This is a genomic window from Paraplanobispora siamensis (assembly GCF_016863175.1).
In the GTDB taxonomy this organism is placed as follows: domain Bacteria; phylum Actinomycetota; class Actinomycetes; order Streptosporangiales; family Streptosporangiaceae; genus Planobispora; species Planobispora siamensis.
Map to the genome: position 1 here is coordinate 39,310 of NZ_BOOJ01000078.1, position 21,571 is coordinate 60,880.

General features: G+C 73.5%; 22 protein-coding genes and 1 riboswitch. Of the genes, 8 read left to right on the plus strand and 14 right to left on the minus strand.

The genetic code is table 11. From position 1 onward, the window contains the following. Positions 1–45: 45 nt before the first annotated feature. The 4 genes from thiE to Psi01_RS38890 form a co-directional block, all read right to left on the minus strand. A complete protein-coding gene (gene thiE / locus Psi01_RS38875) occupies positions 46–696 on the minus strand; it encodes a thiamine phosphate synthase (RefSeq protein WP_204069187.1) in 651 nt (216 codons plus the stop codon). Continuing rightward, a complete protein-coding gene (locus Psi01_RS38880) occupies positions 674–1,048 on the minus strand; it encodes an Rv2175c family DNA-binding protein (RefSeq protein WP_204069188.1) in 375 nt (124 codons plus the stop codon). Before Psi01_RS38880 ends, thiE begins: the two co-directional genes overlap by 23 nt. 49 nt (positions 1,049–1,097) lie before the next feature. Continuing rightward, positions 1,098–2,270, minus strand: coding sequence for an NAD(P)/FAD-dependent oxidoreductase (locus tag Psi01_RS38885; protein WP_204069189.1), 1,173 nt, complete (start codon positions 2,268–2,270; stop codon positions 1,098–1,100). Positions 2,271–2,364: 94 nt separating this feature from the next. After that, positions 2,365–3,195, minus strand: coding sequence for an SDR family NAD(P)-dependent oxidoreductase (locus tag Psi01_RS38890; RefSeq protein ID WP_204069190.1), 831 nt, complete (start codon positions 3,193–3,195; stop codon positions 2,365–2,367). A gap of 261 nt (positions 3,196–3,456) precedes the next feature. Then, positions 3,457–3,570, plus strand: a riboswitch (TPP riboswitch). Here Psi01_RS38890 and Psi01_RS38895 point away from each other — a divergent pair. The 5 genes from Psi01_RS38895 (at position 3,565) to pgeF (ending at position 8,692) form a co-directional block, all read left to right on the plus strand. Beyond that, positions 3,565–4,944, plus strand: a complete 1,380-nt coding sequence (locus Psi01_RS38895; RefSeq protein WP_239128367.1) for an FAD-dependent oxidoreductase — start codon at positions 3,565–3,567, stop codon at positions 4,942–4,944. Its footprint overlaps the riboswitch before it by 6 nt. Further along, entirely contained in the window at positions 4,941–5,141 is a 201-nt protein-coding gene (thiS, locus tag Psi01_RS38900) for a sulfur carrier protein ThiS (RefSeq protein WP_204069191.1), read from the plus strand. The genes Psi01_RS38895 and thiS overlap by 4 nt, the downstream gene beginning before the upstream one ends. A 1-nt stretch (position 5,142) precedes the next feature. Continuing rightward, positions 5,143–5,901: a thiazole synthase gene (locus tag Psi01_RS38905; protein WP_204069192.1), complete on the plus strand. Its 759-nt coding sequence runs from the start codon at positions 5,143–5,145 to the stop codon at positions 5,899–5,901. Positions 5,902–5,975: 74 nt separating this feature from the next. Next, a complete protein-coding gene (pknB, locus tag Psi01_RS38910) occupies positions 5,976–7,916 on the plus strand; it encodes a Stk1 family PASTA domain-containing Ser/Thr kinase (protein ID WP_204069193.1) in 1,941 nt (646 codons plus the stop codon). Positions 7,917–7,966: 50 nt separating this feature from the next. Next, complete coding sequence (gene pgeF, locus Psi01_RS38915; protein WP_373872542.1) at positions 7,967–8,692, plus strand: peptidoglycan editing factor PgeF; 726 nt, start codon at positions 7,967–7,969, stop codon at positions 8,690–8,692. 178 nt (positions 8,693–8,870) lie between these two features. Here the strand turns inward: pgeF and Psi01_RS38920 are convergent, their stop codons facing one another. Continuing rightward, positions 8,871–9,440 (minus strand): CGNR zinc finger domain-containing protein, encoded by a 570-nt coding sequence (locus tag Psi01_RS38920; RefSeq protein ID WP_204069194.1) that lies wholly within the window; start codon positions 9,438–9,440, stop codon positions 8,871–8,873. A gap of 71 nt (positions 9,441–9,511) precedes the next feature. On the opposite strand from Psi01_RS38920, the gene Psi01_RS38925 reads away from it, so the two are divergent. Then, positions 9,512–10,267 carry a class I SAM-dependent methyltransferase gene (locus Psi01_RS38925; protein WP_204069195.1) on the plus strand — a complete coding sequence of 252 codons (756 nt, stop codon included), beginning with the start codon at positions 9,512–9,514 and terminating at the stop codon, positions 10,265–10,267. A gap of 281 nt (positions 10,268–10,548) precedes the next feature. Here Psi01_RS38925 and alc read toward each other — a convergent pair whose 3' ends face one another. The 8 genes from alc to Psi01_RS38965 form a co-directional block, all read right to left on the minus strand. Then, the gene (gene alc / locus Psi01_RS38930; RefSeq protein WP_204069196.1) at positions 10,549–11,502 is read right to left on the minus strand and encodes an allantoicase; all 954 of its coding nucleotides are present in this window, start codon (positions 11,500–11,502) and stop codon (positions 10,549–10,551) included. A 123-nt stretch (positions 11,503–11,625) separates the two neighbouring features. After that, positions 11,626–12,948, minus strand: a complete 1,323-nt coding sequence (gene allB, locus Psi01_RS38935; RefSeq protein ID WP_204069197.1) for an allantoinase AllB — start codon at positions 12,946–12,948, stop codon at positions 11,626–11,628. 18 nt (positions 12,949–12,966) lie between these two features. Then, positions 12,967–14,319, minus strand: coding sequence for a glycerate kinase (locus Psi01_RS38940; protein WP_444980733.1), 1,353 nt, complete (start codon positions 14,317–14,319; stop codon positions 12,967–12,969). 96 nt (positions 14,320–14,415) lie between these two features. Further along, a complete protein-coding gene (gene gcl / locus Psi01_RS38945) occupies positions 14,416–16,134 on the minus strand; it encodes a glyoxylate carboligase (RefSeq protein ID WP_204069198.1) in 1,719 nt (572 codons plus the stop codon). Beyond that, on the minus strand, positions 16,135–17,007 hold the full coding sequence (locus Psi01_RS38950) for an NAD(P)-dependent oxidoreductase (protein WP_204069199.1): 873 nt from the start codon (positions 17,005–17,007) through the stop codon (positions 16,135–16,137). A 59-nt stretch (positions 17,008–17,066) separates the two neighbouring features. After that, positions 17,067–17,858 (minus strand): hydroxypyruvate isomerase family protein, encoded by a 792-nt coding sequence (locus Psi01_RS38955; RefSeq protein ID WP_204069200.1) that lies wholly within the window; start codon positions 17,856–17,858, stop codon positions 17,067–17,069. Then, positions 17,855–18,271, minus strand: coding sequence for an allophanate hydrolase-related protein (locus tag Psi01_RS38960; protein ID WP_204069201.1), 417 nt, complete (start codon positions 18,269–18,271; stop codon positions 17,855–17,857). The genes Psi01_RS38955 and Psi01_RS38960 overlap by 4 nt, the downstream gene beginning before the upstream one ends. 207 nt (positions 18,272–18,478) lie before the next feature. After that, on the minus strand, positions 18,479–19,618 hold the full coding sequence (locus Psi01_RS38965; protein WP_239128368.1) for an MFS transporter: 1,140 nt from the start codon (positions 19,616–19,618) through the stop codon (positions 18,479–18,481). 54 nt (positions 19,619–19,672) lie between these two features. On the opposite strand from Psi01_RS38965, the gene Psi01_RS38970 reads away from it, so the two are divergent. Then, positions 19,673–20,473 carry an AraC family transcriptional regulator gene (locus Psi01_RS38970; RefSeq protein WP_204069202.1) on the plus strand — a complete coding sequence of 267 codons (801 nt, stop codon included), beginning with the start codon at positions 19,673–19,675 and terminating at the stop codon, positions 20,471–20,473. On the opposite strand, the gene Psi01_RS38975 is transcribed toward Psi01_RS38970, so the two are convergent. Then, a complete protein-coding gene (locus tag Psi01_RS38975; RefSeq protein WP_204069203.1) occupies positions 20,434–20,814 on the minus strand; it encodes a winged helix-turn-helix transcriptional regulator in 381 nt (126 codons plus the stop codon). The genes Psi01_RS38970 and Psi01_RS38975 overlap by 40 nt on opposite strands. Positions 20,815–20,934: 120 nt before the next feature. On the opposite strand from Psi01_RS38975, the gene Psi01_RS38980 reads away from it, so the two are divergent. Further along, complete coding sequence (locus tag Psi01_RS38980; RefSeq protein WP_204069204.1) at positions 20,935–21,519, plus strand: YceI family protein; 585 nt, start codon at positions 20,935–20,937, stop codon at positions 21,517–21,519. Positions 21,520–21,571 lie beyond the last annotated feature (52 nt).

A 21,571-nucleotide genomic window follows, 5' to 3' on the forward strand; every position in this document is an offset into this window, starting at 1 on the left:
CGGATCCCGGAGGTCCGGATCCGTCGTCCCGCGCGGCCGGGGCCGTCAGTCCGCCCGGGCCGCCTCGGTCAGCCTGCGGCGGAACTCCGCGGCGGCCGCCTTGGGGTCGTCGGCCTCGGTGATGGCCCGCACGACCACGACCCGGCGTACGCCGTAGGAGATGACCTCGTCCAGGTTGGCCAGGTCGATGCCGCCGATGCCGAACCACGGGCGGTCGGTCTCCAGCGCGGCGGCGTGCTCCAGCAGGCCCGGCCCGGGCGCGTGGCGTCCGGGCTTGGTGGGCGTCGGCCAGACCGGACCGCAGCAGAAGTAGTCGACCCCGGGCTCGGCGGCGGCGGCGGAGGCCTCCGCCGGGCTGTGGGTGGAACGCCCGATGAGGATGTCGTCACCGAGGAGATCGCGCGCCACGCGCACCGGCAGGTCGTCCTGGCCGAGGTGGAGGACGTCGGGACGGGCCGCGTAGGCGATGTCCGCCCTGTCGTTGACGGCCAGGAGCCTCCCGTGCCGGTCGCAGGCGTCGCGGAAGACCTCCAGGAGCGCGAGCTCCTCGCGCGCCTCCAGCCCCTTCTCGCGCAGCTGCACGATGTCGACGCCGCCCGCCAGAGCGGCGTCGAGGAAGTCGGCGAGGTCTCCCCGGTCGCGACGACCGTCGGTGCACAGGTACAGGCGGGCGTCAGAAACCGAGGGCCTGGGCACGCCGCTTGACCTCCGTGTGGCGGCCCGCACGGATCACGTCCATCGGCGACCCGGGAAAGGTGTCATCGGGGGTGAACAGCCACCGGAGCGACTCGATGTCGTCGTATCCGGCATCGAGCAGCACGGTCAGCGTGCCCGGAAGGCCCTTGACGACGTCGTTTCCGGAGAGGAAGACCGCGGGGACCTGGGGCTCGCCACCTCCCCTGCGGACTCCGATGAGCTTGCGGTCCTTGAGGAGTTGCTTCGCGCGACCGGCGCTGAGGTTGAGCCGCCTGGCCACCTCGCTGAGGGTGAGCCATTCACCCACCAGTTCGTCTGTCTCCCGGTCGATCTGCGCAACAGAAAGCGTCACGAATCCACCATTACCACATCGCGTCCTTCGGCAAACACCGGCGGCGAGGTTACGCCGCCGTGCAGTCGCGCAACGCTATCGCAGGGTCGGGCAGACGATCGACATCGATGCGCTGACCTCCCTCGATGAGGCGGCGGCCCTGCAACAGGTCGCGCGGCCGGTCCACGGCGAGGACGGCGGCGAGCGTGTCGTCGCCGGTAACCCAGCAGGCCGCCCACCGGCCCCCTCCGGCCGGGTCTCCGCGCAGGATGAGCCGGGCCCCCTCGTGCCGTCCGGCGTACTGCACCATGTGGCCGAACTGCTCCGACCAGAAGTACGGGACCGGGTCGTAGAGGGCCTCCTCGCCCAGCAGGGACGCCACCGCCGCGTCCGGGGCGCCCAGCGCGGTGTCCCAGTGCTCGACCCGCAGGCGGCGGCCGTACCGGCGCGACCACCAGGCCGCGCAGTCGCCCACGGCGACCACGCCGGGCATGGAGGCGCGCAGGTGCTCGTCGACGGCGACGCCGTCGTCCAGCTCGATCCCCGAACCGGCAAGCCATCCCACCGAGGGACGCACGCCGACGCCGGTGACGACGACGTCGGCCTCGACTGCGGAGCCGTCGGCGAGGGTGAGCCCGCCGTGGTCGACGGAGGCGACCGCGACGCCCAGGCGCAGTTCCACGCCCGCCTGGTCGTACCAGGCGGCCGTGTGGGCGCCCACGGGGCCGAGCGCGGCGGCCAGGGGGTGCTCGGCGGCCTCGACGACGGTGACGGGGCATCCGGCCTTGCGGGCGGCGGTGGCGACCTCGGCGCCGATCCAGCCCGCGCCGACGACGGCGACCCTGGTCTCCGGGGTGAGACGGGCGCGCAGCGTGAGCGCGTCGTCGATGGTGCGCAGCACGTGCTGCGGCCCCTCGCCGCGCAGCCGGATCGGACTCGCGCCGGTGGCGATGACCAGCCCGTCGCAGGCCAGCTCGCCCTCGGTGGTCTCCACCACCCCCTCGCGCAGTCCCTTGGCGGCCACGCCGGGACGGAAGTCCACCCGCAGGACGTCCAGGTCGGAGTCGACGAGCGTGGAGTCGGCCTGGCCCATCAGGACGGCCTTGGACAAGGGCGGACGGTCGTAGGGCCGGTGCGGCTCCTCTCCGATCAGCGTGATCGCACCGCCGTACCCATGAGCGCGCAACGCCTCGACACTCCGAACGCCGGCAAGGCCGGCGCCGACCACCACGACACGGTTCACACCAGAGACCCTAAGCGGCCAAACCTGTCTCCGGCCAACCGCGCCCGGATCTCTCGGATAACGAAACGACCTGCGGGGACCGCGGGCCCGGCCGTCACGGCCAGGACAGCACCTTCCCGAACTGCACGAGCTCACCGTAGAGGGCCGGGTCGACGTCCGGGTCGAGCGCCAGGTCCAGCAGCGCCACGGCCGCCTCCTGCGGCGTCTGCGCGCCGGTCATGTCGAACCACGGCCGTGACGACGCGGTGTCGATCATCCCGGGGCAGGTCGCGACGAGCAGGCGGCCGTTCGCCAGGTCCTCGGTACGCCGCTGCCGGGCGAGGACGCGCACGGCGGCGACCTGACCGACCTTGGAGGGGATGTTGACGAACTCCGGCCAGCCCTCCCCCGCCGCCTCTCCGGACAGTACGGCGTCGCGCCAGGCCAGCATCGTCGCGTCGATCTCCTCGAGCGTCCCGGCCGCGTCGAAGCGCGGGTGCAGCTCCGGCGGCAGCTGACGGAGCCGGCCCAGGGCGCTGGAGACGACGATGTAGCGCCCGCCCGGACGCAGGACGGGCAGGAAGGCGCGCAGCATCCGCGTCGTGCCGAGGTTGTTGGCGTCCACGTAGGGGCCGATCACTTCGGCGGGCGTGTCCCCGGGGACGGTGCGGAGATAGTGGTTGGACAGGACGACGTCCACGCCGCCGTGGCCGGCGTGCAGCTCACGGGCCAGGGCGTTGACCGCGCCGCCGTCGCGGACGTCGAGCAGGCGCGTCCGGACCTCGGCCCGCGCGCCGGTCACGCGCTCGCGCGCCTCGGCGACGCGGGCGGCGTCCCGGCCGGTGAGATAGACCACATCACCGGGACCGAGCCGCCGGGCGAGCCCTTCGACCAGGGCGAAGCCCAGGCCCTGGTTGGCCCCCGTGACCAGTGCGATCTTGCTCATGCCGGGAGCGTAGGCCCGCCCTCCGCGCGGGACAAGCGAGCATCCCGCACGGCAGCCATGCCGCCGGCGCATGGCTCGGCTCCGCGGACCGTCTTCCACCGGAGCCGGGATGGATGGACGCACCGCGAGCCGCGAGGGGAGAGCCCGGCGGAGCTGCGACGACCGCCGGCGGCGCGACGGGGCGGCACCGGGACGGTGTCGGGGCGGCGCCGGGGCGGGACTGCGGGAAAGCGTGGTCCGCGACAGGCTCTAAGGTGGAGACGTTAGACGCGCGGGAGCCCGGCGTGCACCGGGCTGAGAGGAGGGCTGCGGGCCCTCGACCGCCACCGACCTGATCCGGGTCATGCCGGCGAAGGGAGCGGAGCGACTATGTCTCACACGGTCCCCCACCACGACGTTCCCGTCCCCGCGGGGGACGGCTCAGCCGTACCCGATCCCCCGGACGGCACCCCCTCCGGAGCCGCACCGGGTCCCTCCCGTGACGCCCTCTCCGGGTACGGCTCAGCCGTACCCGATGTCCCGGACGGCATCCCCGGTCCGCTCGCATCCGCCCGCCGTCACGGCCCCGCGCCGGACGCGCCGTACGACGTCCTGCTGGTCGGCGGGGGGATCATCGGGCTGTCGGTCGCCTGGCGGGCGGCGCGGCGCGGGCTGCGGGTGGCGGTGGTGGATCCGGCGCCCGCCGGCGGGGCCTCGCACGCCGCCGCCGGGATGCTCGCGCCGGTGAGCGAGGTGACCTACACCGAGGAGCCGCTGCTGCGGCTGGGCCTGGCGTCGCTGGCGCGCTGGCCCGCCTTCGCCGCCGAGCTCGCCGCCGACAGCGGCCACGACCTCGACTACCGCGCCGAGGGCACGCTGGACGTCGCCTTCGGCGCCGACGACCTGGCGGCCCTGGACGAGCTCGCAGCCTTCATGGGCAAGCTCGGGCTGCCGTTCGAGCGGCTGACCGGCCGCGAGTGCCGCCGGCTGGAGCCCATGCTCGCCCCCGCCGTCCGCGGCGGCCTGCTCGCCCCGGGGGACGCCTGGGTGGATCCCCGGCGGGTCACCCGGGCCCTGCTGTCCGCGCTGGAGCGGCTGGACGTCACCATGATCCACGCCCGGGCGGCCGGGCTGGAGCACTCCGGCGAGGCGGTCACCGGCGTACGGCTGGCCCCCGGGAGCCCGGCTTCCGGACCCGCCTCCGGTTCCCCCGGCGCCGATCCCGCCGGACGGGTGGTCCCCGCCCGGCGGGTGATCCTGGCGGCCGGGGCGTGGTCGGGGGTACTGGAAGGGCTGCCGCCGCGGGCGCTCCCGCCGGTCCGGCCGGTCAAGGGCCAGATCATGCGGCTGCGTTCCCCCGAGCCGATCCTGCGGCGGTGCGTGCGCGGGGTGGTGCACGGCTCGTCCGTCTACCTGGTGCCGCGCGGCGACGGGGAGCTGGTGGTCGGGGCCACCCAGGAGGAGCTGGGCTTCGACACCCGGGTGACCGCCGGGGGCCTGTGGGAGCTGCTGCGCGACGCCCGGGAGCTGGTCCCGGGGGTGACCGAGCTGGAGGTGGCCGACGTGGTGGCGGGGCTGCGCCCCGGGACCCCGGACAACCTGCCGCTGGTCGGCCCGGCGTCCCCGCCGGGTCTGTCCATGGCCACCGGCCATCACCGGGGCGGCGTGCTGCTGGCCCCGCTCACCGCGGCCCTCCTCGTGGACGAGGCGGGCGACGACGAAGGACTGGCGGCGCTCTGCTCGCCCCTCCGCTTCCAGGAGCAGCGATGAACGTGACGATAAACGGCACCGCGCACGAACTGCCCTCCGGGGCCACCGTGACGCAGGCCGTACGGAAGCTGACCGAGGCCACGAGCGGTGTCGCCGTCGCCGTGAACGACGAGGTCGTCTCACGGGGCGCGTGGGACTCCACGGCGCTGGCCGAAGCCGACCGGGTCGAGGTCCTGACCGCGGTCCAGGGAGGGTGACATGGACGACGATCTGATCATCGGCGGGGAGAAGTTCTCCTCCCGGCTCATCATGGGCACCGGCGGGGCCCCCTCCCTGGAGGTGCTGGACCAGGCGCTCGTCGCCTCGGGCACCGAGCTGACCACCGTCGCGATGCGGCGGCTGGACCCCTCCGCCCGGGGCTCGGTGCTGGACGTGCTCCGCACCCGCGGGATCAAGGTGCTGCCGAACACCGCGGGCTGCTTCACCGCCGGGGAGGCCGTCCTGACGGCCAGGCTGGCCAGAGAGGCCCTGGAGACGAACTGGGTCAAGCTGGAGGTCATCTCCGACGAGCGCACCCTGCTGCCCGACCCGATCGAGACCTTCGACGCGGCCGAGCGGCTGGTGGCCGACGGGTTCGTGGTCCTGCCCTACATCGGTGACGACCCGGCCCTGGCGCGGCGGCTGGAGCAGGCGGGCTGCGCGGCGGTGATGCCGCTGGGCGCGCCGATCGGGTCCGGGCTGGGCATCCGCAACCCGCACAACATCGAGCTCATCGTCGAGGCCGCCGGTGTGCCGGTGATCCTGGACGCGGGGATCGGCACGGCCAGCGACGCCGCGCTGGCCATGGAGCTGGGCTGCGACGCGGTGCTGCTGGCCACGGCGGTGACCAGGGCCCAGCGGCCGGACATGATGGCCGAGGCGATGCGCTCGGCGGTGCGGGCCGGGCGGCTGGCGAGGCTGGCCGGACGGATCCCGCGCCGCCGGTACGCGGAGGCCTCGTCCCCCATGAACCCCTGATCGAAGACCACGTATCGGCATCGGTTTGGGCCGCCGCCACCGGGGAATGGCAAAACGCCCGTAAACTCGGGCAGGTGGACACGACGCTAACCGACCCCCTTGTCGGGAAACTCCTCGACGGGCGTTACCGCGTTGAGTCCCGGATCGCCCGGGGTGGCATGGCGACCGTCTACCTGGCCCTGGACGTCCGGCTCGACCGCACGGTCGCCGTCAAGGTGATGCATCGCTCCCTCGCCGAGGACCCCGCCTTCGTGCGGCGGTTCATCGGCGAGGCCAAGTCGGTGGCGAGCCTCTCCCACCCGAACGTGGTGCACGTCTTCGACCAGGGGACCGACGGGGACAACGTCTATCTCTCGATGGAGTACGTGCCCGGGCGCACGCTCCGGGACGTGCTGCGCGAGCGGGGCAGGCTCCCCGCCCGCGAGGCGCTGGAGGTCATGATCCCGGTGCTCGCCGCGCTGGGCGCCGCGCACCAGACGGGGCTGATCCACCGGGACGTCAAGCCGGAGAACGTGCTGCTCAGCGATGACGGCCGGGTCAAGGTCGTGGACTTCGGCCTGGCTCGCGCCATCGAGTCGACCAACCAGACCCGCACCGGCGTCATGATCGGCACGATCGGCTACATGTCCCCCGAGCAGGTGGCCTCCGGCACCGCCGACGCGCGCAGCGACGTCTACGCGGCCGGGATCATGCTGTTCGAGCTCCTCACCGGCCGCCAGCCGTACGAGGGCGAGACCCCGATGTCGGTGGCCTACCGGCACGTGCACGACACCGTGCCGCCCCCCTCGTCGCTGGTGCCGGACTGTCCCCCGCTGCTGGACACGCTGGTGGCCCAGGCGACCGCCCGCGAGCCCGCGACCCGTCCGGCGGACGCCACGGCGCTGCTGGTGGCCGCGGTGGACGCGCACCGGATGCTGCCCAGGGACAGCGGGCCGATCCCGTCGGGACCGGTCCCCTCCTACCCGAGCGGCCCGGTGCCGGGCGTGTCGCCGTCCCCGGCCGCGGCGCCCAACCCCACCCTGGTCCAGCCGCGCGCCGAGCTGCTCACCGGCCCGGCCGCCGGCATGGCGGCCCCCGAGACACCGGCGCGCCGGAGGTTCCGGCCGAACTGGTTCCTGATCGCCCTGGCCGTGGTGATGATCATCGCGGTCGGCGTGACCGGCTGGCTGTTCTCCCAGACCACCACGGTCAAGGTGCCCGACCTGCTCGGCAAGAACGTCACCCTCGCGGCGGCCCAGGCCAAGCAGGAGGGCTTCTCCGTCGAGATGGGCGAGGCGGAGCACGACGAGAAGGTCACCAAGGGCAACGTGCTGCGGATCGACCCCATACCCGGCACCGAGGTGGAGCCCGGCTCCAAGCTGGTCATCGTCGCCTCGGCCGGCCCCAAGCGCGTGAACGTGCCGAACGTGGTGGGTCTCAGCGAGGCCGAGGCCCGCGCGAAGCTGGCCGAGTCGAAGCTGGTCGTCGACGACGTCAAGAAGCAGGCCAGCGAGACCGTGCCGCGCGGCCAGGTGATGCGGACCAGCCCGGCCGTGGGCAACCCGGTCAAGGAGGGCACCAAGGTCGACCTGATCATGAGCGCCGGCCTGCTGATGCCCGACGTCATGGGCATGCCGCGCGACGAGGCGGCGAACCTGCTGAGCAGCTCCGGGTTCACCCCCGAGTTCATCGAGCAGACCGACTCCGCGCAGCCGTGCACGATCATCGCCCAGGACCCCCGGCCCGGCCGGGAGGTCGACAAGGGTCAGGTGGTACGGCTGACGCTGTCGGCGTGCAACAACGGCGAGTGGCACTGGCCCTGGGAGAACAACGGCGAGAACGTCACCGAGGACGGCAACGTCATCCAGATCCCCAACGTGATGTTCAAGGACGTGCGGGCCGCGCGCGACGAGCTGCGCGCGGCCGGGTTCAAGGTGAAGGTCAGGAATCCCGTGAACCGGGGCCGGGTGCTGGCCCAGCGCCCGCCCGGCGGTCAGCAGACCCCGCCCGGCACCGAGGTCACCATCTGGCACTGAGCCCTCCGACGCCGGACCGCCGGAGGGCCCGGGCTTGGTAGCCTCCCCCGGTGAACCGCATTCAGCTCGCCGACGGGATCCACGCCGCCTTCACCGACCGGCACGGCGGGGTGAGCGCCCCGCCGTACGGCAGCCGCAACCTCGGCGGGGGCGTGGGCGACGATCCCGGAGCGGTCTCCCGCAACCGGGACAAGACCGCCGCCGACCTCGGGGTGGACCCGGCCCGGGTGGTCATGATGCGGCAGGTGCACGGCGCCGGGGTCCGCTACGTCACCGAGCCCTTCGGAGACGACCTGCCCGAGCTCGACGCGATCTGCACCGACGTCCCCGGGCTGGCGCTGAGCGTGCTGGTGGCCGACTGCGCCCCGGTGCTGCTGGCCGATCCGGTGGCCCGGCTCGTCGGCGGCGCGCATTCGGGACGGCCCGGCACCATGGCGGGCGTGGTCCCCGCGCTGGTCGCGGCGATGGCGGAGCGCGGCGCCGACCCGGCCAGGCTGGTCGCGCTGGTCGGGCCTGCCGCGTGCGGGCTGTGCTACGAGGTCCCGGCCGCGATGCGGGACGAGGTGGCCGAGGCGGTCCCGGAGGCCTGGGCGACCACCCGGGCGGGCACGCCCGCGGTGGACCTGCGGGCGGCGATCACCGCGCAGCTCGCCCGCGCGGGCGTCGGCGACGTCCGGCACGACGCGCGCTGCACCATCGAGTCCCCCGAACTGTTCTCCCACCGCCGGGAGCGCCCGACCGGCCGCTTCGCCGGATACGTCTGGCTGGAGGGCTGAGCGCAACCGGTTCCGGACCCGGCTTCCGCGGAGGCGGACGCGGGCTCGCGGGGCCGAGCCGGTCGCCGTGCCCGGCCCGGGCCCTCAGAGGCGGGCGACGCCCTGCGTCGGCTCGGTCAGCCCGCCGCGCGGCGTCCCGGTCTGTGGGTCCGCCGGGGCGTCCGGCCGGTACGCCCGCTCATGCGCCTTTGCCCCTGGCGCGGAAGGCCGCGGTCTTGACGCGGTTCTGGCATGTGGTGGAGCAGAACCGGCGGGTGCCGTTGCGGGAGACGTCCACGTACACCCGGTCGCAGTGCGGCGCCGTGCACACGCCGAGACGGTCGTGGAACTCGGTCCCCAGGACGATCGCCAGCCCGGTGGCGCAGCTGGCCGCCCAGTCGCCGGCCATGGTGCCGCCGGGGCCGTGGAAGTGCAGGTGCCACGGCTCCCCGTCGTGCCGCTGGAGCATCGGGCGCGCGCGGGTGTCCTCCAGGAGCCTGTTCACCTCATCGGCCGCCGCGTCGATGTCCTCCGCCGCGACGGCGGTGAAGACCGCGCGCAGCCGCACCGCGATCCCGGCGAGCTCGCCGGCCTCCTCCTCGGTGACCTCCCGGTGGCCGGGATAGCCGGTCCGCAGGCCCTCGGTGGCGGCGGCGGCGAGATCGGGCGGGGGCGGGAAGGGACGGCCCCGTCTCTCTCCGGGGGTCAGTTCGTTGACCAGGCCTGCCGCCACCCGGACGATCGCATCGGTGTGACTGTTGAAGTCCACTTGACCAGTTACATCCTCACGTCTAGCGTGTAACGCACAAAAGCTTAAGCGACAGTTACAAGGAGGTCGTCGTGCTGACCCATGACGCCGCGCTCGAGTGGATCGCACGCTGGGACCGTCAGCAGGAGGGCTACCTGCCCGACCGCGAGGAGCGCTTCACCGCGCTGATCGACGCCGTCGAGGCGCTGAACCGCCCCGACCCGCTGGTCGTCGACCTCGGCTGCGGGCCGGGCTCGCTGTCCGCCCGCATCCTGGAGCGGCTGCCCGGGGCCACGGTGGTCTCGGTCGACGCGGATCCGCTGCTGCTCGGTCTCGGCCGGGCCGCCTACCCCCACCTCAGGTTCGTCGCCCTCGACCTGCGCACGCCGGGGTGGACCGACGCCCTGGGCCTGGAGCGCCCTGCCGACGCCGCGGTGAGCACCACCGCGCTGCACTGGATCTCCGGACCGGAGCTGTCGAAGATGTACGCCGAGCTGGCCACCGTGCTGCGGCCCGGCGGGCTCCTGCTCAACGGCGACCACCTGGAGACCGACGACGCCACCCCGGTCATCGCCCGCCTCGAGCGCGCCGTGCACGACCGCGAGACCGAGCGCAGGTTCGCCGGAGAGCGCCCCGAGGACTGGCGCCAGTGGTGGGAGGCCGTCGCCGCCGACCCCGCCTTCGCCGACCTCCACGCCGCCCGGACCACCGCGGGCGCCGGTCACCACGGCTCCGAATCGCCCCTGCTCTCCGAGCACGTCGGCGCCCTGCGCGACGCGGGCTTCGCCGAGGTGGGCACCCTGTGGCAGCGCGGCCACAACCGGATCCTGTGCGCCGTCCGCGCCTGACCCGGCCGGCGCAGCGTCACTGGACTACGCGGCGAACCGGTCCACCTGCTGTCCGAGCTGTTAATTCTCGCCCCGGATACAAGAGACCCCGTTCGCCGGCGAGTAGCGATTGAAGCTCTTGCCCGCGCCGCTGGAGAGTCCCTGGAAGACGCACTCAGAATGGGGGGTCGCCGAACAAGGAAGGCGGCCGGATGGACGAAATGATTTGAAGCCTCGATCGTTCTCCCCGGGAACCCGTCCATGTCGCCCTCAACCGGCTTCGCGGCCCCGGGCACGATCGCTCAGCCCCCGGCGAGGAGGCCGTGCAGGCGGACGCGGGCCAGGCCGCCGTCGGGGTGGATGTCGACCCGGACGTGGGTGGCGGGGCGGGCGTTCTCGATGCGGAAGCGGTGCGGGGTGTCGGGCTGCAGGCGGGTCTTGGGCAGCAGCTCGAACTCCTCGCCGGAGGCGTCGATGCCGGTGAGCGAGGCCCAGCCGGGGGCGTTGAACAGCAGGTTCCTGGTGTCGATCTCGGCGAGCTTGACGACGCCCGTACCCGCCAGGCGGATGGTCAGCCAGTCGTTGCCGCCGTCGCGGCGGCGCGCGGTCTCCCAGCCCTCGGCCTGGTGGCGGGCCAGGCCCGGGGCGATGACGTTGTTGGGCGAGGAGTAGAACTCGTTGGAGCAGCCGGTGACCAGCGCGCCGTTCTCCAGGGCGGCCAGGTCGAGGCTGAGGCCGTCGTAGAGCGCCAGGTCGGGGCGGACCTCGCCGTGCACGCGCAGGCGGGCGATGCCGCCGTCGGGGAACATGTTCAGCCGGACGTGCGTGTAGCGGCGCTCGTCGGACACCTCGAAGAAGCGCTCGGCGTCGCCCTTGAGGTCGCTCTTGGGGACGATCTCCGTCCACTCGGCGGCCCGGAGCTCCGCGGGCGTCGGGTAGCCCTCGACCGCCGTCGCCTCCACGGAGGCGTGCGGCGGGTAGTTGCCCTTGAACCAGGCGGTGTCGATCACGACGCCGCGGATCACGCCGGGCAGGCCCAGCCGCACCATCGCCCAGTCGTGACCGGGCTCGCGGCGGCGGCGGGTCTCCCAGCCGTCGTAGACCTGGCCCTTGGCGCCGAAGGTCTCCGCCGCGAAGTCGGGACGGCCCGGACGGATCAGGCTCTCCTTCTCGGCGAAGGACTCGTCGTTGGCCGCGACGACGGACCCGCCGAAGGTGCGCAGGGCCAGGTCGGGAAGGCGGGTGAACTCGCTCACGGGAGAGCCTTTCTGGGTAGGCGGGAGATCATTCGCGGGTACGGTCCCCGCATGCGGAAGAGATCTGGTTCGCGGAGCCGGCCTCGCACGCGAGGGCCCGGCGGCCGCCGGTGACCGGACCGGTCAGAGCAGGGTGCCGTGCGGGGCGTCGTCCCGTACGGCCCGGCCGCGCAGCCAGGTCGTGCGCACGACGCCGGAGAGCGTCCTGCCGTGGTACGGCGTGACCGGGTTGCGGTGGTGCAGGGCGGCGGCGTCCACGGTCTGGGCCGCGCCCGTGTCGAAGGCGACCAGGTCGGCGTCGTTGCCCACGGCGATGCTTCCCTTGCCGCCCGTCCCGGCGCCGGCGCCCTTGCCGTCCAGCCCGGCCAGGGCCGCCGGGGCCCCGGCCATCCAGCGCACCACGTCGCCCAGGCCGTGCCCGCGCCGGGACGCCTCGGTCCAGATGGCGGACAGGCCGAGCTGGAGGGAGGAGATCCCGCCCCAGGCCGCGGCGAAGTCGGGCACCTTCAGGTCGGGGGTGGACGGGGAGTGGTCGGAGACGACGCAGTCGAGCACCCCCGCGGCCAGGCCCGCCCACAGCTCGTCGCGGTTGGCCTCGCCGCGGATCGGCGGGCAGCACTTGAACTGGGTGGCGCCCTCGGGCACCTGCTCGGCGGCCAGCGTCAGATAGTGCGGACAGGTCTCGGCGGTGATCCGCACGCCCTCGCGCCGGGCCTCGGCCAGCGGCTCCAGGCACAGCGCGGACGACACGTGCAGGATGTGCGCCCGCACCCCGGTCTCCCGGGCCAGCGTGATGACCCGCTCGACGGCGCGCCGCTCCGACTCGCCGGGCCGGGAGCCGAGGAACTCGGCGTATCCGGGCCCGGCGGGGTCGGCGAGCAGCTCGGGGTCCTCGGCGTGCACGATCAGCAGGCCGTCGAAGGAGGCGATCTCGGTCATGACCGCCCGCAGCTCCGCCGCGTCCAGGGGCGGGAACTCCTCCACCCCCGACGGGGACAGGAAGCACTTGAAGCCGCGCACGCCCGCCTCGCGCAGGGGGCGCAGGTGCTTGAGGTTGCCCGGGATCGCGCCGCCCCAGAAGGCGACGTCGACCGCGCACCGGCCGGCCGCGGCGGCCCGCTTGACCTCCAGCGCGGGCACGTCCACGGTCGGCGGCAGCGAGTTGAGCGGCATGTCCACGATCGTGGTCACCCCGCCCGCGGCGGCGGCCCGGGTGGCGGAGGCGAAACCCTCCCAGTGGGTGCGGCCGGGCTCGTTGACGTGGACGTGGCTGTCCACGAGGCCGGGCAGCAGCGCGACGTCGCCGAGGTCCACCCGCTCGGCCGCCTCGGGGGCGGCCTCCGGCGCGTGGATCCCGGTGATCCTGCCGTCCCGTACGGCGACCGCCGCGGGCCGCTCCCCCCCGGGCAGTACGGCCCTGCGGGAGGTGATGACCAGATCGTGCATGTGCGACTCCTCGTCTCCCTACGACACCTGCAGCCGGTCGGCCCCGAGCCGGGCGGCGACGCGTTCGAGCAGCGGACCGGCCTCGGCGATGCAGCGCTCGGGGTCGGGCTCGATGTCGGTGAGCGCGTAGGCGGCCTCGATGCCGGCCGCGCGCAGCTCCTCGTCGCCGAGGGCGCGGCGGCCGCAGACGGCCACGACCGGGACGCCGGCCTTGACCGCGGCCGCGGCGACCCCGGCGGGGGCCTTGCCGCGCAGCGTCTGCTCGTCCAGGGAACCCTCGCCGGTGATCACCAGCCGGGCGCCGTCGAGCAGGTCCCGGAAGCCGAGCAGGTCGAGCAGGTACTCGATGCCGGGGCGGATCTCGGCCCGCAGGAAGGCCAGGGCGGCGAAGCCCACTCCCCCGGCGGCCCCGGCGCCCGGCTGCCCGGCCACCCCCATGGGGCGCACGACGTCGTCGTGCTCGATCGCCCCGACCAGGCCGTGGGTGTGCGCGGCGACGGCGGCCAGGCGGGCCAGCGCGCCGTCGAGCAGCTCGACCTCCTCGGGCGAGGCGCCCTTCTGCGGGCCGTAGACGGCGGCGGCGCCGTACGGCCCCAGCAGCGGGTTGTCCACGTCGCTGGCGACGACGAACTCGACGCCGCCGATCTCCAGGAGACCGGAGGTGTCGATCTTCTCGAGGGCGCGCAGGGCGCCGCCGCCGGGCGGCAGCTCGGCGCCCCCAGCGTCGAGGAAGCGCACGCCCAGGGCGCCCATCATCCCGGTGCCGCCGTCGGTGCAGGCGCTGCCGCCCAGGCCGAGGACGACGCGGCGGGCGCCGCGCCGTACGGCGTGGGCGATCAGCTCGCCGGTGCCCCGGCTGGTCGCGGTGAGCGGGGCCAGCTCGACCCCGCCGTGCGCGGCCGGTCCCGGCCCGGCGCCCTCGGAGTTCTCGGAACCCTCGGACGCCTGGGGGGAGGCGGCCGCGGCGGCCGGGAGCCGCCGCAGGCCGGAGGCCTCGGCGAGCTCGATGACGGCGGTCGGCACGTCCGCCGCTCCGGCGCCGGACGGGGAGGTCCCCGTCCCGGCGTCGCGCCAGGCGTAGACGGCGCGGACCGGCTCGCCGACGGGGCCGGTGACCTCGACCTCGACGGGCTCGAACCCGCAGGCGACGACGGCCGCCACGGTGCCGTCGCCGCCGTCGGCGACCGGCAGCGCGACGGTGGCGACGTCCGGGCCGAGGCCCGCCGCGACGCGGGCGGCCACCTCGGCGGCGGTCAGCGATCCCTTGAACTTGTCCGGCGCGATGACGACGTGCCCGGACGACCCGGCAGCCCCGGCGTCCGGACGGAGGCCTTCGGCGCCCGGCATGAGGTCGCGCGGCGAATCAGACAACCCTGCTCCCTGGTGGAGAATGGGCGGACACGCGCCCCTGCCCGGTGCGAGCGGGCAGGGGCGCGTGCCGGCACCCGGTGTGATGGCGCTCCATCATCACACTTGTCCGGGAACGGGTTCGAACTCCCTTACCGCGTCGATCGACGGGCCGTGGGGGGTGTTCGCCTCGCGCTCGATCATGATCTCGACGAGCACCGGGCGGCCGGTCGCCCGCGCCTCCTTGCGCGCCCATTCGAGCGCGTCGCGGATGTCGGCGGGGTCGAGGACCCGGCGCCCCGAGCAGCCGTACGCCTCCATGATCTTGACGTTGTCGGTGCCGTACTCGTCGTAGTGGATGTCCACCTGGTAGTTCATGTCGTACGGGATCGAGGCCTGGCGGATGAGGCCCAGATACTCGTTGTTGATCATGATGAGCACGAACGGCACGTTGTACTGGGCGCCGACCGCCAGTTCCTCCACCATGTACTGGAAGCCATAGTCGCCGACCACGCCCACGACCTCGGCGTCCGGGTCGGTGTGCTTGAGCGCCTTCTTGACCCCGATCGCCGCCGGGATCTCCCAGCCCAGCGGGCCGGCCTGGCCGCAGATCTGATAGTGCCGCGGCTTGTACGCCTTCTGGTGCTGTCCGCCCCAGATCTGGTAGAGGCCGATGGCGGTGACGAAGTAGGTGTCCTCGCCGAAGACCTCGTTGATCTCCTTGTAGACCCGGGGCGCCTTGATCGGGATCGTGTCGAAGTCCTCGCGGCGGCCCAGGGTCGCCTTCAGGTGCCGGACCCGGTCCACCCAGGCGCCGGGCCCGCGGCCCGCCCCGCGCTCCCTGGCGACCCTGAGCAGGGCCTGGAGGAACAGCTTGGCGTCGGAGACGACGCCGAGGTCCGGTTCGAAGACCCGGCCGATCTGGGTCGGCTCGATGTCGACGTGGATGAACTTCCGCTCACCCCGGTAGACGTCGAGCCGCCCGGTGTGCCGGTCGCCGAAGCGCGCGCCCACGGCCAGCACCAGGTCGGACTCCAGGAAGGAGGCGTTGCCGTACCGCTGGGAGGTCTGCACGCCGGTGATGCCGCAGAAAAGCCCGTGGTCCTCGTCGACGGCGCCCTTGCCCATCAGGGTGACCTGGACCGGGATGTTGAGGTACTCGGCCAGCTCGCGCAGTTCGTCGGCGGCCTCGGCGATGATCACGCCGCCGCCGGCGAGGATCAGCGGCCGCTCGGCGGCCAGCAGCAGGTCCAGGGCCCTCTCCACGCGCGGCGGGTGCGGCTCGACGGCCGCGACCGGGAGCGGGGCGTCCAGCGCGGGGTCGTACTCGATGAGCTCCCTGGCCACGTCCACCGGGATGTCCACCAGGACAGGCCCCGGACGGCCGGAGCGGGCGACCCGGAACGCCTCGCGGAAGATCCAGGGGGCGGTGGCGGCCTCCTTGATCTGCACCGCCCACTTGGTGACGGGCTTGGCGATCTCCACGATGTCGACCGCCTGGAAGCCCTCCTTGTCGAGCAGCGCGGTGGCCGCCTGGCCGGTGATGCACAGGATCGGGATCGAGTCGGCGAGCGCGGTGTACAGGCCCGTGATCATGTTGGTGCCGGCCGGGCCGGAGGTGCCGATGGCCACGCCCACCCTGCCGTTGGTACGGGCCCAGCCGTCGGCCATGTGGGTGGCGCCCTCCTCGTGCCGGACGGTCAGGTGCTCGATGCCGCCGACCTCCTCCAGCGCCTTGTACAGGGGCAGGATGGCCGCGCCGGGGCAGCCGAACGCCGTGTCGACGCCCTCGGACTTGAGGACCTCGACGACCGCGTTCATCGCGGGGATCTTCGCCATCTAGCTGTCCCTTCCCGAGAGGCTCTCGGTGACCTTGAGGAGCGCGGAGTGGTCGAGGCCGCCGTGGCCCCGGGCGCGGGCGGCGGCGATGAGCTGGGCGGTGAGCGCGCCCATGGGGACGGCCACATCCGCGCCGCGGGCGGCGTCGAGGATGATGCCCATGTCCTTGTGGTGCAGGTCGATGCGGAAGCCCGGCCGGAAGTCGCGGGCGAGCATCGACTCGCGCTTGATGTCGAGGATGCGGCTGGCGGCCAGGCCGCCGGCGAGCACGTCGAGCCCGGCGGCGGCGTCCACCCCGGCCGCCTCCATCAGCACGATGGCCTCGGCGACGAGGGCGTAGGTGCCGCCGACGACGAGCTGGTTGGCGGCCTTGACGTACTGCCCGGCGCCCGCGGGGCCGACCAGCTTGAACGTCCTGCCGACGGCCTCGAAGACCGGCGTCGCGGCCTCGAAGTCCTCCCGCGAGCCGCCGACCATGATGGACAGGACCGCGTCGACGGCGCCCTTCTCGCCGCCGGAGACCGGGGCGTCCAGCACGCGCAGCCCCCGGGCCGCGCCCTCGCGGGCGAGCTTCTGCGAGGTCTGCGGGGTGATGGTGGAGAAGTCGACGTAGAGCGCCCCGGGCTCGGCGCTGCCGAGGATCTCCGGGAAGACGGCCTCGACCTGCGGGTCGGCCGGGAGCATGGTGATGACGATCTCCGCGCCCTTGACGGCCTCGGCGACGCCCGCCGCGCTCGCGCCGCCGGCTGCCCGGAGCCGGGCCATGGCCTCCTGGCCGAGGTCGAAGCCGGTGACCTCGTGCCCCGCCCTGACCAGGTGCCCGGCCATGGGCGAGCCCATGACGCCGAGCCCGATGAATGCGATCCTGCTCATTTGCTCTCCTCGCCCGGCGCCCGGCCGGGGGTGTCCGGGGGTTGCGTTCGGGGGTCTCGTCATGCGAGCCGGTCCAGTTCCCGCAGCCAGCCGAAGTCCGGCGCCGGGTCCTTGTACTCCAGGCCGATCCAGCCGTCGTAGCCGTGCTCGGCGAGCACCTTCAGCAGGTGGCGGAAGTCCAGCCCGCCGGTGCCGGGGCGGCCCCGGCCGGGAGCGTCGGCGATCTGCACGTGACCGATCCGGGCCGCGTGCTCGGTGATCACCGCGTCCAGGTCCTCGCCCATCCGGGCCAGGTGGTACAGGTCGCACAGGAACGCCACGTTCGGCTCCCCCACCCGGTCGATCACCTCGATCGCGGCCTTGGCCGAGACCAGCGGGTAGGACGGGGACTCGTAGGCGTTGAGCGCCTCCACCAGCACCGTCGCGCCGATCCCGGCGGCGGCCCCGGCGGCGATCGCGAGGTTCTCGGCGGCCAGCTCGTCCTGTTCCGCCGCCGGCAGCCCGGCCACGCGGTTGCCGTACAGCGCGTTGAGCGCCTTGCAGCCGAGCCGTCCGGCGATGCCCACCGCGACGTCGACGTTGTCGCGGAAGCGCGCGCTGTCGGCGGGCCTGGAGACGAGCCCGCGCCCGCCGTCGGGGATGTCGTCGGCGAAGTTGAGGCCGACGAGCCGCACGCCCGCGTCCCGGACCGCGCCGACGAAGGCGTCGACGTCCTTGTCGGACGGTACGGCCTCGGCGAACGGCCACCAGAACTCGACGCCGTCGAACCCGGCGGCCTTCACCGCGGCGGGGCGCTCCAGCAGCGGCAGGTCGGTGAAGAGGATCGAGGCGTTGACGTCGAACCGCGTCATGACGTCTTCTCCCTGTCTGTGCGGACGTCCGCGCGGGCGTCCATGTCCATGTAGACCTTCCAGCCGCCGGACTCGGTGATGTCGTACAGCTCGGCGTGGGAGGTGCAGGGGCGGCGCAGGAGCATCGCGAACGAGGACGTGCCGTCCGCCAGCTCGATCACGCCGAGCTCCAGCTCGGGCGGTTCGGCCGGCATCAGCCGGTCGCGCAGGACGTCCATCGGGACGTCGTAGAGCTCGCCCTCGATGGCGGCCCCGCCGTGCGCCACCGGCGCCAGGCCGGGGCAGCGGTCGCCCACCGAGTAGAAGCGGTACTTGGGCGCCGTGGTGGTCTCGGCCACCAGGGGGGCGCCGTCGAGCAGGTGGTGCAGCGGACCGCCACGCATGGCGCCGCCGTTGAGGAACATCAAGGCCATCGCAGGCTCCTCCCGGGGTCGGATCGATCCGGTGGGGTGGGGCCCGTAGGTCTGCCGGATGCGGCAGCGCGGTACCTCCTCGCTCCGGCTCAGGCGGAGCGTTCAGGTGTGTGACCCAGTACACAAGCCGCCCGGCCGTCCGGTCTAGCGGCAAGACGTCCGAAGCTGCCCGGGGGTGGCGACGGCGGGTTTTGTGCGTTGGCACAACTACTGACCGGTGGGTTCGCGCAGGGTCCGCAGCAGCAGCCAGCTCAGGGCGGGCATCGCGATCAGCGAGGCGAGGGCCGCCTGCAGGGAGGCGGCGTCGGCGACGGCGCCGATGAGCGGGGCGGTCAGGCCGCCGACGCTGACGGTCAGGCCGAGGGTGACGCCGGCGGCGGTGCCGACGCGGGCGGGGAGGTAGTCCTGGGCGAGGGTCACCTGCAGGGAGAACGGGACGTAGAGGCCCATGCAGGCCAGCGCCACGAACAGATAGATCATCGGGCCGGGGACGAACACGACTCCCGCCACGGCGGCGACGCTGAGCAGGTACGACGCGCGTACCACCGTGACCCTGTCCCACCGGTCGGCCAGGCCGCCGCCCAGCACCGTACCCGCCGCGCCTCCCAGATACAGCACGAACAGCGCCGCGGCGCCCGCGGCCGCGCCGCCGCCCGTACGCGCCGGAACGTACAGCGCGATGAACGTGCTCAGGCCGACGAACACGATGGACCGGCACACCACCGCCAGCGAGAGCCGTACGAACGAGGCCACATCGTCGTGTCCCGCCGGTGACGCGCCGCGGGCGGAGGGGCGCGCCGACGTGCGCGGTGCGCGCAGGACGGGCAGGTACAGCACGCTGCCGGCCAGAGCCGGTACCGCCAGCAACGGCGTGAGCCGCAGCCCGCCGGCGGCGACCACGGCGGCGACCAGGAGGGGCGCGGCGGCGAAACCGAGGTTGCCGCCGAGGGAGAACCAGCCCATCGCGGTGTGGCTGCCGCCGGCGGCGATCCGCGCCACACGGGCGGACTCGGGGTGATAGGCGGCGATCCCGATCCCGGACACGGCCGCCAGCGCCAGCGTCAGCGGGTAGGAGTCGCCGAGGCCGCTCAGCGCGATCCCCAGCCCGGCCAGGAGCGTGCTGACGGGCAGCAGCCAGGGCAGCGCCCACCGGTCCGTCAGCGCGCCGAACAGCGGTTGCGCCACCGAGGACAACAACGACGCGGCGAGCACGATCCCCGAGGCGGCCGCGTAGGTGTAGGCACGCTCGGCCACCAGGAAGGGGACGAGCGCCGCCACGGCGCCCTGGTAGAGGTCCACGCAGGCGTGCCCGGCCGACAGCATGATGATCGTCTTGTTCTTCGGCACAGCGGCATACTCACCGCTCGGCGTCGTGTCGTGCTTCCGATAAGCTGCCGATCGATGACGGAGATCCGCCACCAGCCGCTCGCGCCGACCCACGCCCGGCAGCTGGCGCCCGGAGCAGTCATCGACGCCCACCGCCACGACGACCACCAGATCGTCTACGCCGCCCGAGGCGTGCTGGCCGTCACGACCGGCGCGGGGACGTGGATCGCCCCGGCCACCCGCGCCATCTGGGTTCCGGCCGGGACCGTGCACGCCCACCAGGCCCACGGCGAACTCGAACTGCACCTGGTCGGCCTGCCCGCGACCGACAACCCGCTCGGCCTGCGCGAACCGGCCGTACTGAGCGTCGCCCCGCTGCTGCGCGAACTGATCCTGGCCTACACCCGCACCCCGCACGACGACAGCCCGGAGCGCGGGCGGCTCCGGGCGGTCCTGCTCGACCAGTTGCGCGCCTCGCCCCAGCAACCGCTGCACCTGCCCGCCCCCGCAGATCCGCGGCTGCGGGCGCTGTGCGCGATCATGCACGCCGATCCCGCCGACAACCGCACGCTGGCCGCCCTCGGCCGGCAGGTCGGCGCGAGCGAGCGGACGCTGTCGCGGCTCTTCAGAAGCGATCTCGGCATGACCTTCCCGCAGTGGCGCACCCAGCTGCGGCTCCACCGCGCCCTGATCCTGCTGGCCGACGGCGTCCCGGTGACCGCCGTGGCGCACCTGTGCGGCTGGGCGTCGGCCAGCGCGTTCATCGACGTCTTCCGCCGCGCCTTCGGGCACACCCCGGGGACCGCCTTCGGGCGCGCCCCGGGAACGCGGCAGCCTCAGACGCGGACCTCCGGACGGCCCTCGCGGGCGTCGTAGGCGGCGCGGGCGGCGTCGATCTCGTCGAAGTGGTCCTCGACCCAGCCGAGGAAGGAGGACACCGTCCCGACGAGCTTGTCTCCGATCGGGGTCAGCTCGTACTCGACGTGCGGGGGCATCACCGGATACATCGTGCGCCTGACGATGCCGTCGCGTTCGAGGCCGCGCAGGGTGACGGTCAGCATGCGCTGGCTGATGCCCTCCACCGCGCGCTTGAGCTCGGTGAACCGCTTCGGCCCGCCGCGCAGGGTGAAGACCACGTACATCGACCACTTGTCCCCGATGCGGTCGAGGATCTCCCGCCCTCGGCAGCCCGTGGCGGTGTAGGCGTGGTCCTGCATGGTTACCCCCAGATGCCCATGTACAGAAAAAGTGCCTTCTTGCCGGGCGTCGGTGCCGCCCCGCACGATGAAGACAGTTCCCGAAAGGAACACGGTTACGTTTCAGAACCAGGAGACATCATGACCACAGCGACTGTCCAGATCCCCGGTTACGTCGTCGGGACGTGGGACGTCGACCCGGTCCACTCGTCGGTGGGCTTCGTCGTCCGCCATCTCGGGATCAGCAAGGTCCACGGGCGCTTCAACGACTTCGAGGCCGAGATCGTCACCCGTCCCGACCCGCTGGAGTCGAGCGTGTCCGCGAAGGTCGGGCTCGCCTCGGTCGACACCGGCAACACCGGGCGGGACGATCACCTGCGCTCCGCCGACTTCTTCGGTGTTGAGGAAAATCCCTACTTGACCTACCAGTCAAGTGGTATCGCGCAGGACGGAGACGGATTCGTGCTCGACGGCGAGCTGACGCTGAAGGGCGTCACCAGGCGGGTCCCGCTCCGGCTGGAGGTGCTCGGCTTCGGCCCCGACCCGTTCCTCCCCGACCCCGGCAAGGGGGCCCGCGCCGGATTCTCCGCCACCACCGAGATCGACCGGCGGGACTTCGGCGTCACCTTCAACAGTCCCCTGCCGGGAGGGGGCGTGGCGCTGGGCAACAAGGTGCAGATCCACCTCGAGATCCAGGCCGCACTGCGGGCGGGGAGAGTAGTGTGAGGTAGTGGATCGTCGCATCTTCGGACTTGAGAACGAGTACGGCGTCACCTGT

Bases quoted from the DNA above. Each gene is read 5' to 3' on its own strand.
- Psi01_RS38890 (WP_204069190.1), bottom strand. From the start codon at position 3,195: ATGAGCAAGATCGCACTGGTCACGGGGGCCAACCAGGGCCTGGGCTTC.
- Psi01_RS38895 (WP_239128367.1), top strand. From the start codon at position 3,565: ATGTCTCACACGGTCCCCCACCACGACGTTCCCGTCCCCGCGGGGGAC.
- thiS (WP_204069191.1), top strand. From the start codon at position 4,941: ATGAACGTGACGATAAACGGCACCGCGCACGAACTGCCCTCCGGGGCC.
- Psi01_RS38905 (WP_204069192.1), top strand. From the start codon at position 5,143: ATGGACGACGATCTGATCATCGGCGGGGAGAAGTTCTCCTCCCGGCTC.
- allB (WP_204069197.1), bottom strand. From the start codon at position 12,948: ATGCACGATCTGGTCATCACCTCCCGCAGGGCCGTACTGCCCGGGGGG.
- gcl (WP_204069198.1), bottom strand. From the start codon at position 16,134: ATGGCGAAGATCCCCGCGATGAACGCGGTCGTCGAGGTCCTCAAGTCC.
- Psi01_RS38950 (WP_204069199.1), bottom strand. From the start codon at position 17,007: ATGAGCAGGATCGCATTCATCGGGCTCGGCGTCATGGGCTCGCCCATG.
- Psi01_RS38955 (WP_204069200.1), bottom strand. From the start codon at position 17,858: ATGACGCGGTTCGACGTCAACGCCTCGATCCTCTTCACCGACCTGCCG.
- Psi01_RS38960 (WP_204069201.1), bottom strand. From the start codon at position 18,271: ATGGCCTTGATGTTCCTCAACGGCGGCGCCATGCGTGGCGGTCCGCTG.
- Psi01_RS38970 (WP_204069202.1), top strand. From the start codon at position 19,673: ATGACGGAGATCCGCCACCAGCCGCTCGCGCCGACCCACGCCCGGCAG.
- Psi01_RS38975 (WP_204069203.1), bottom strand. From the start codon at position 20,814: ATGCAGGACCACGCCTACACCGCCACGGGCTGCCGAGGGCGGGAGATC.
- Psi01_RS38980 (WP_204069204.1), top strand. From the start codon at position 20,935: ATGACCACAGCGACTGTCCAGATCCCCGGTTACGTCGTCGGGACGTGG.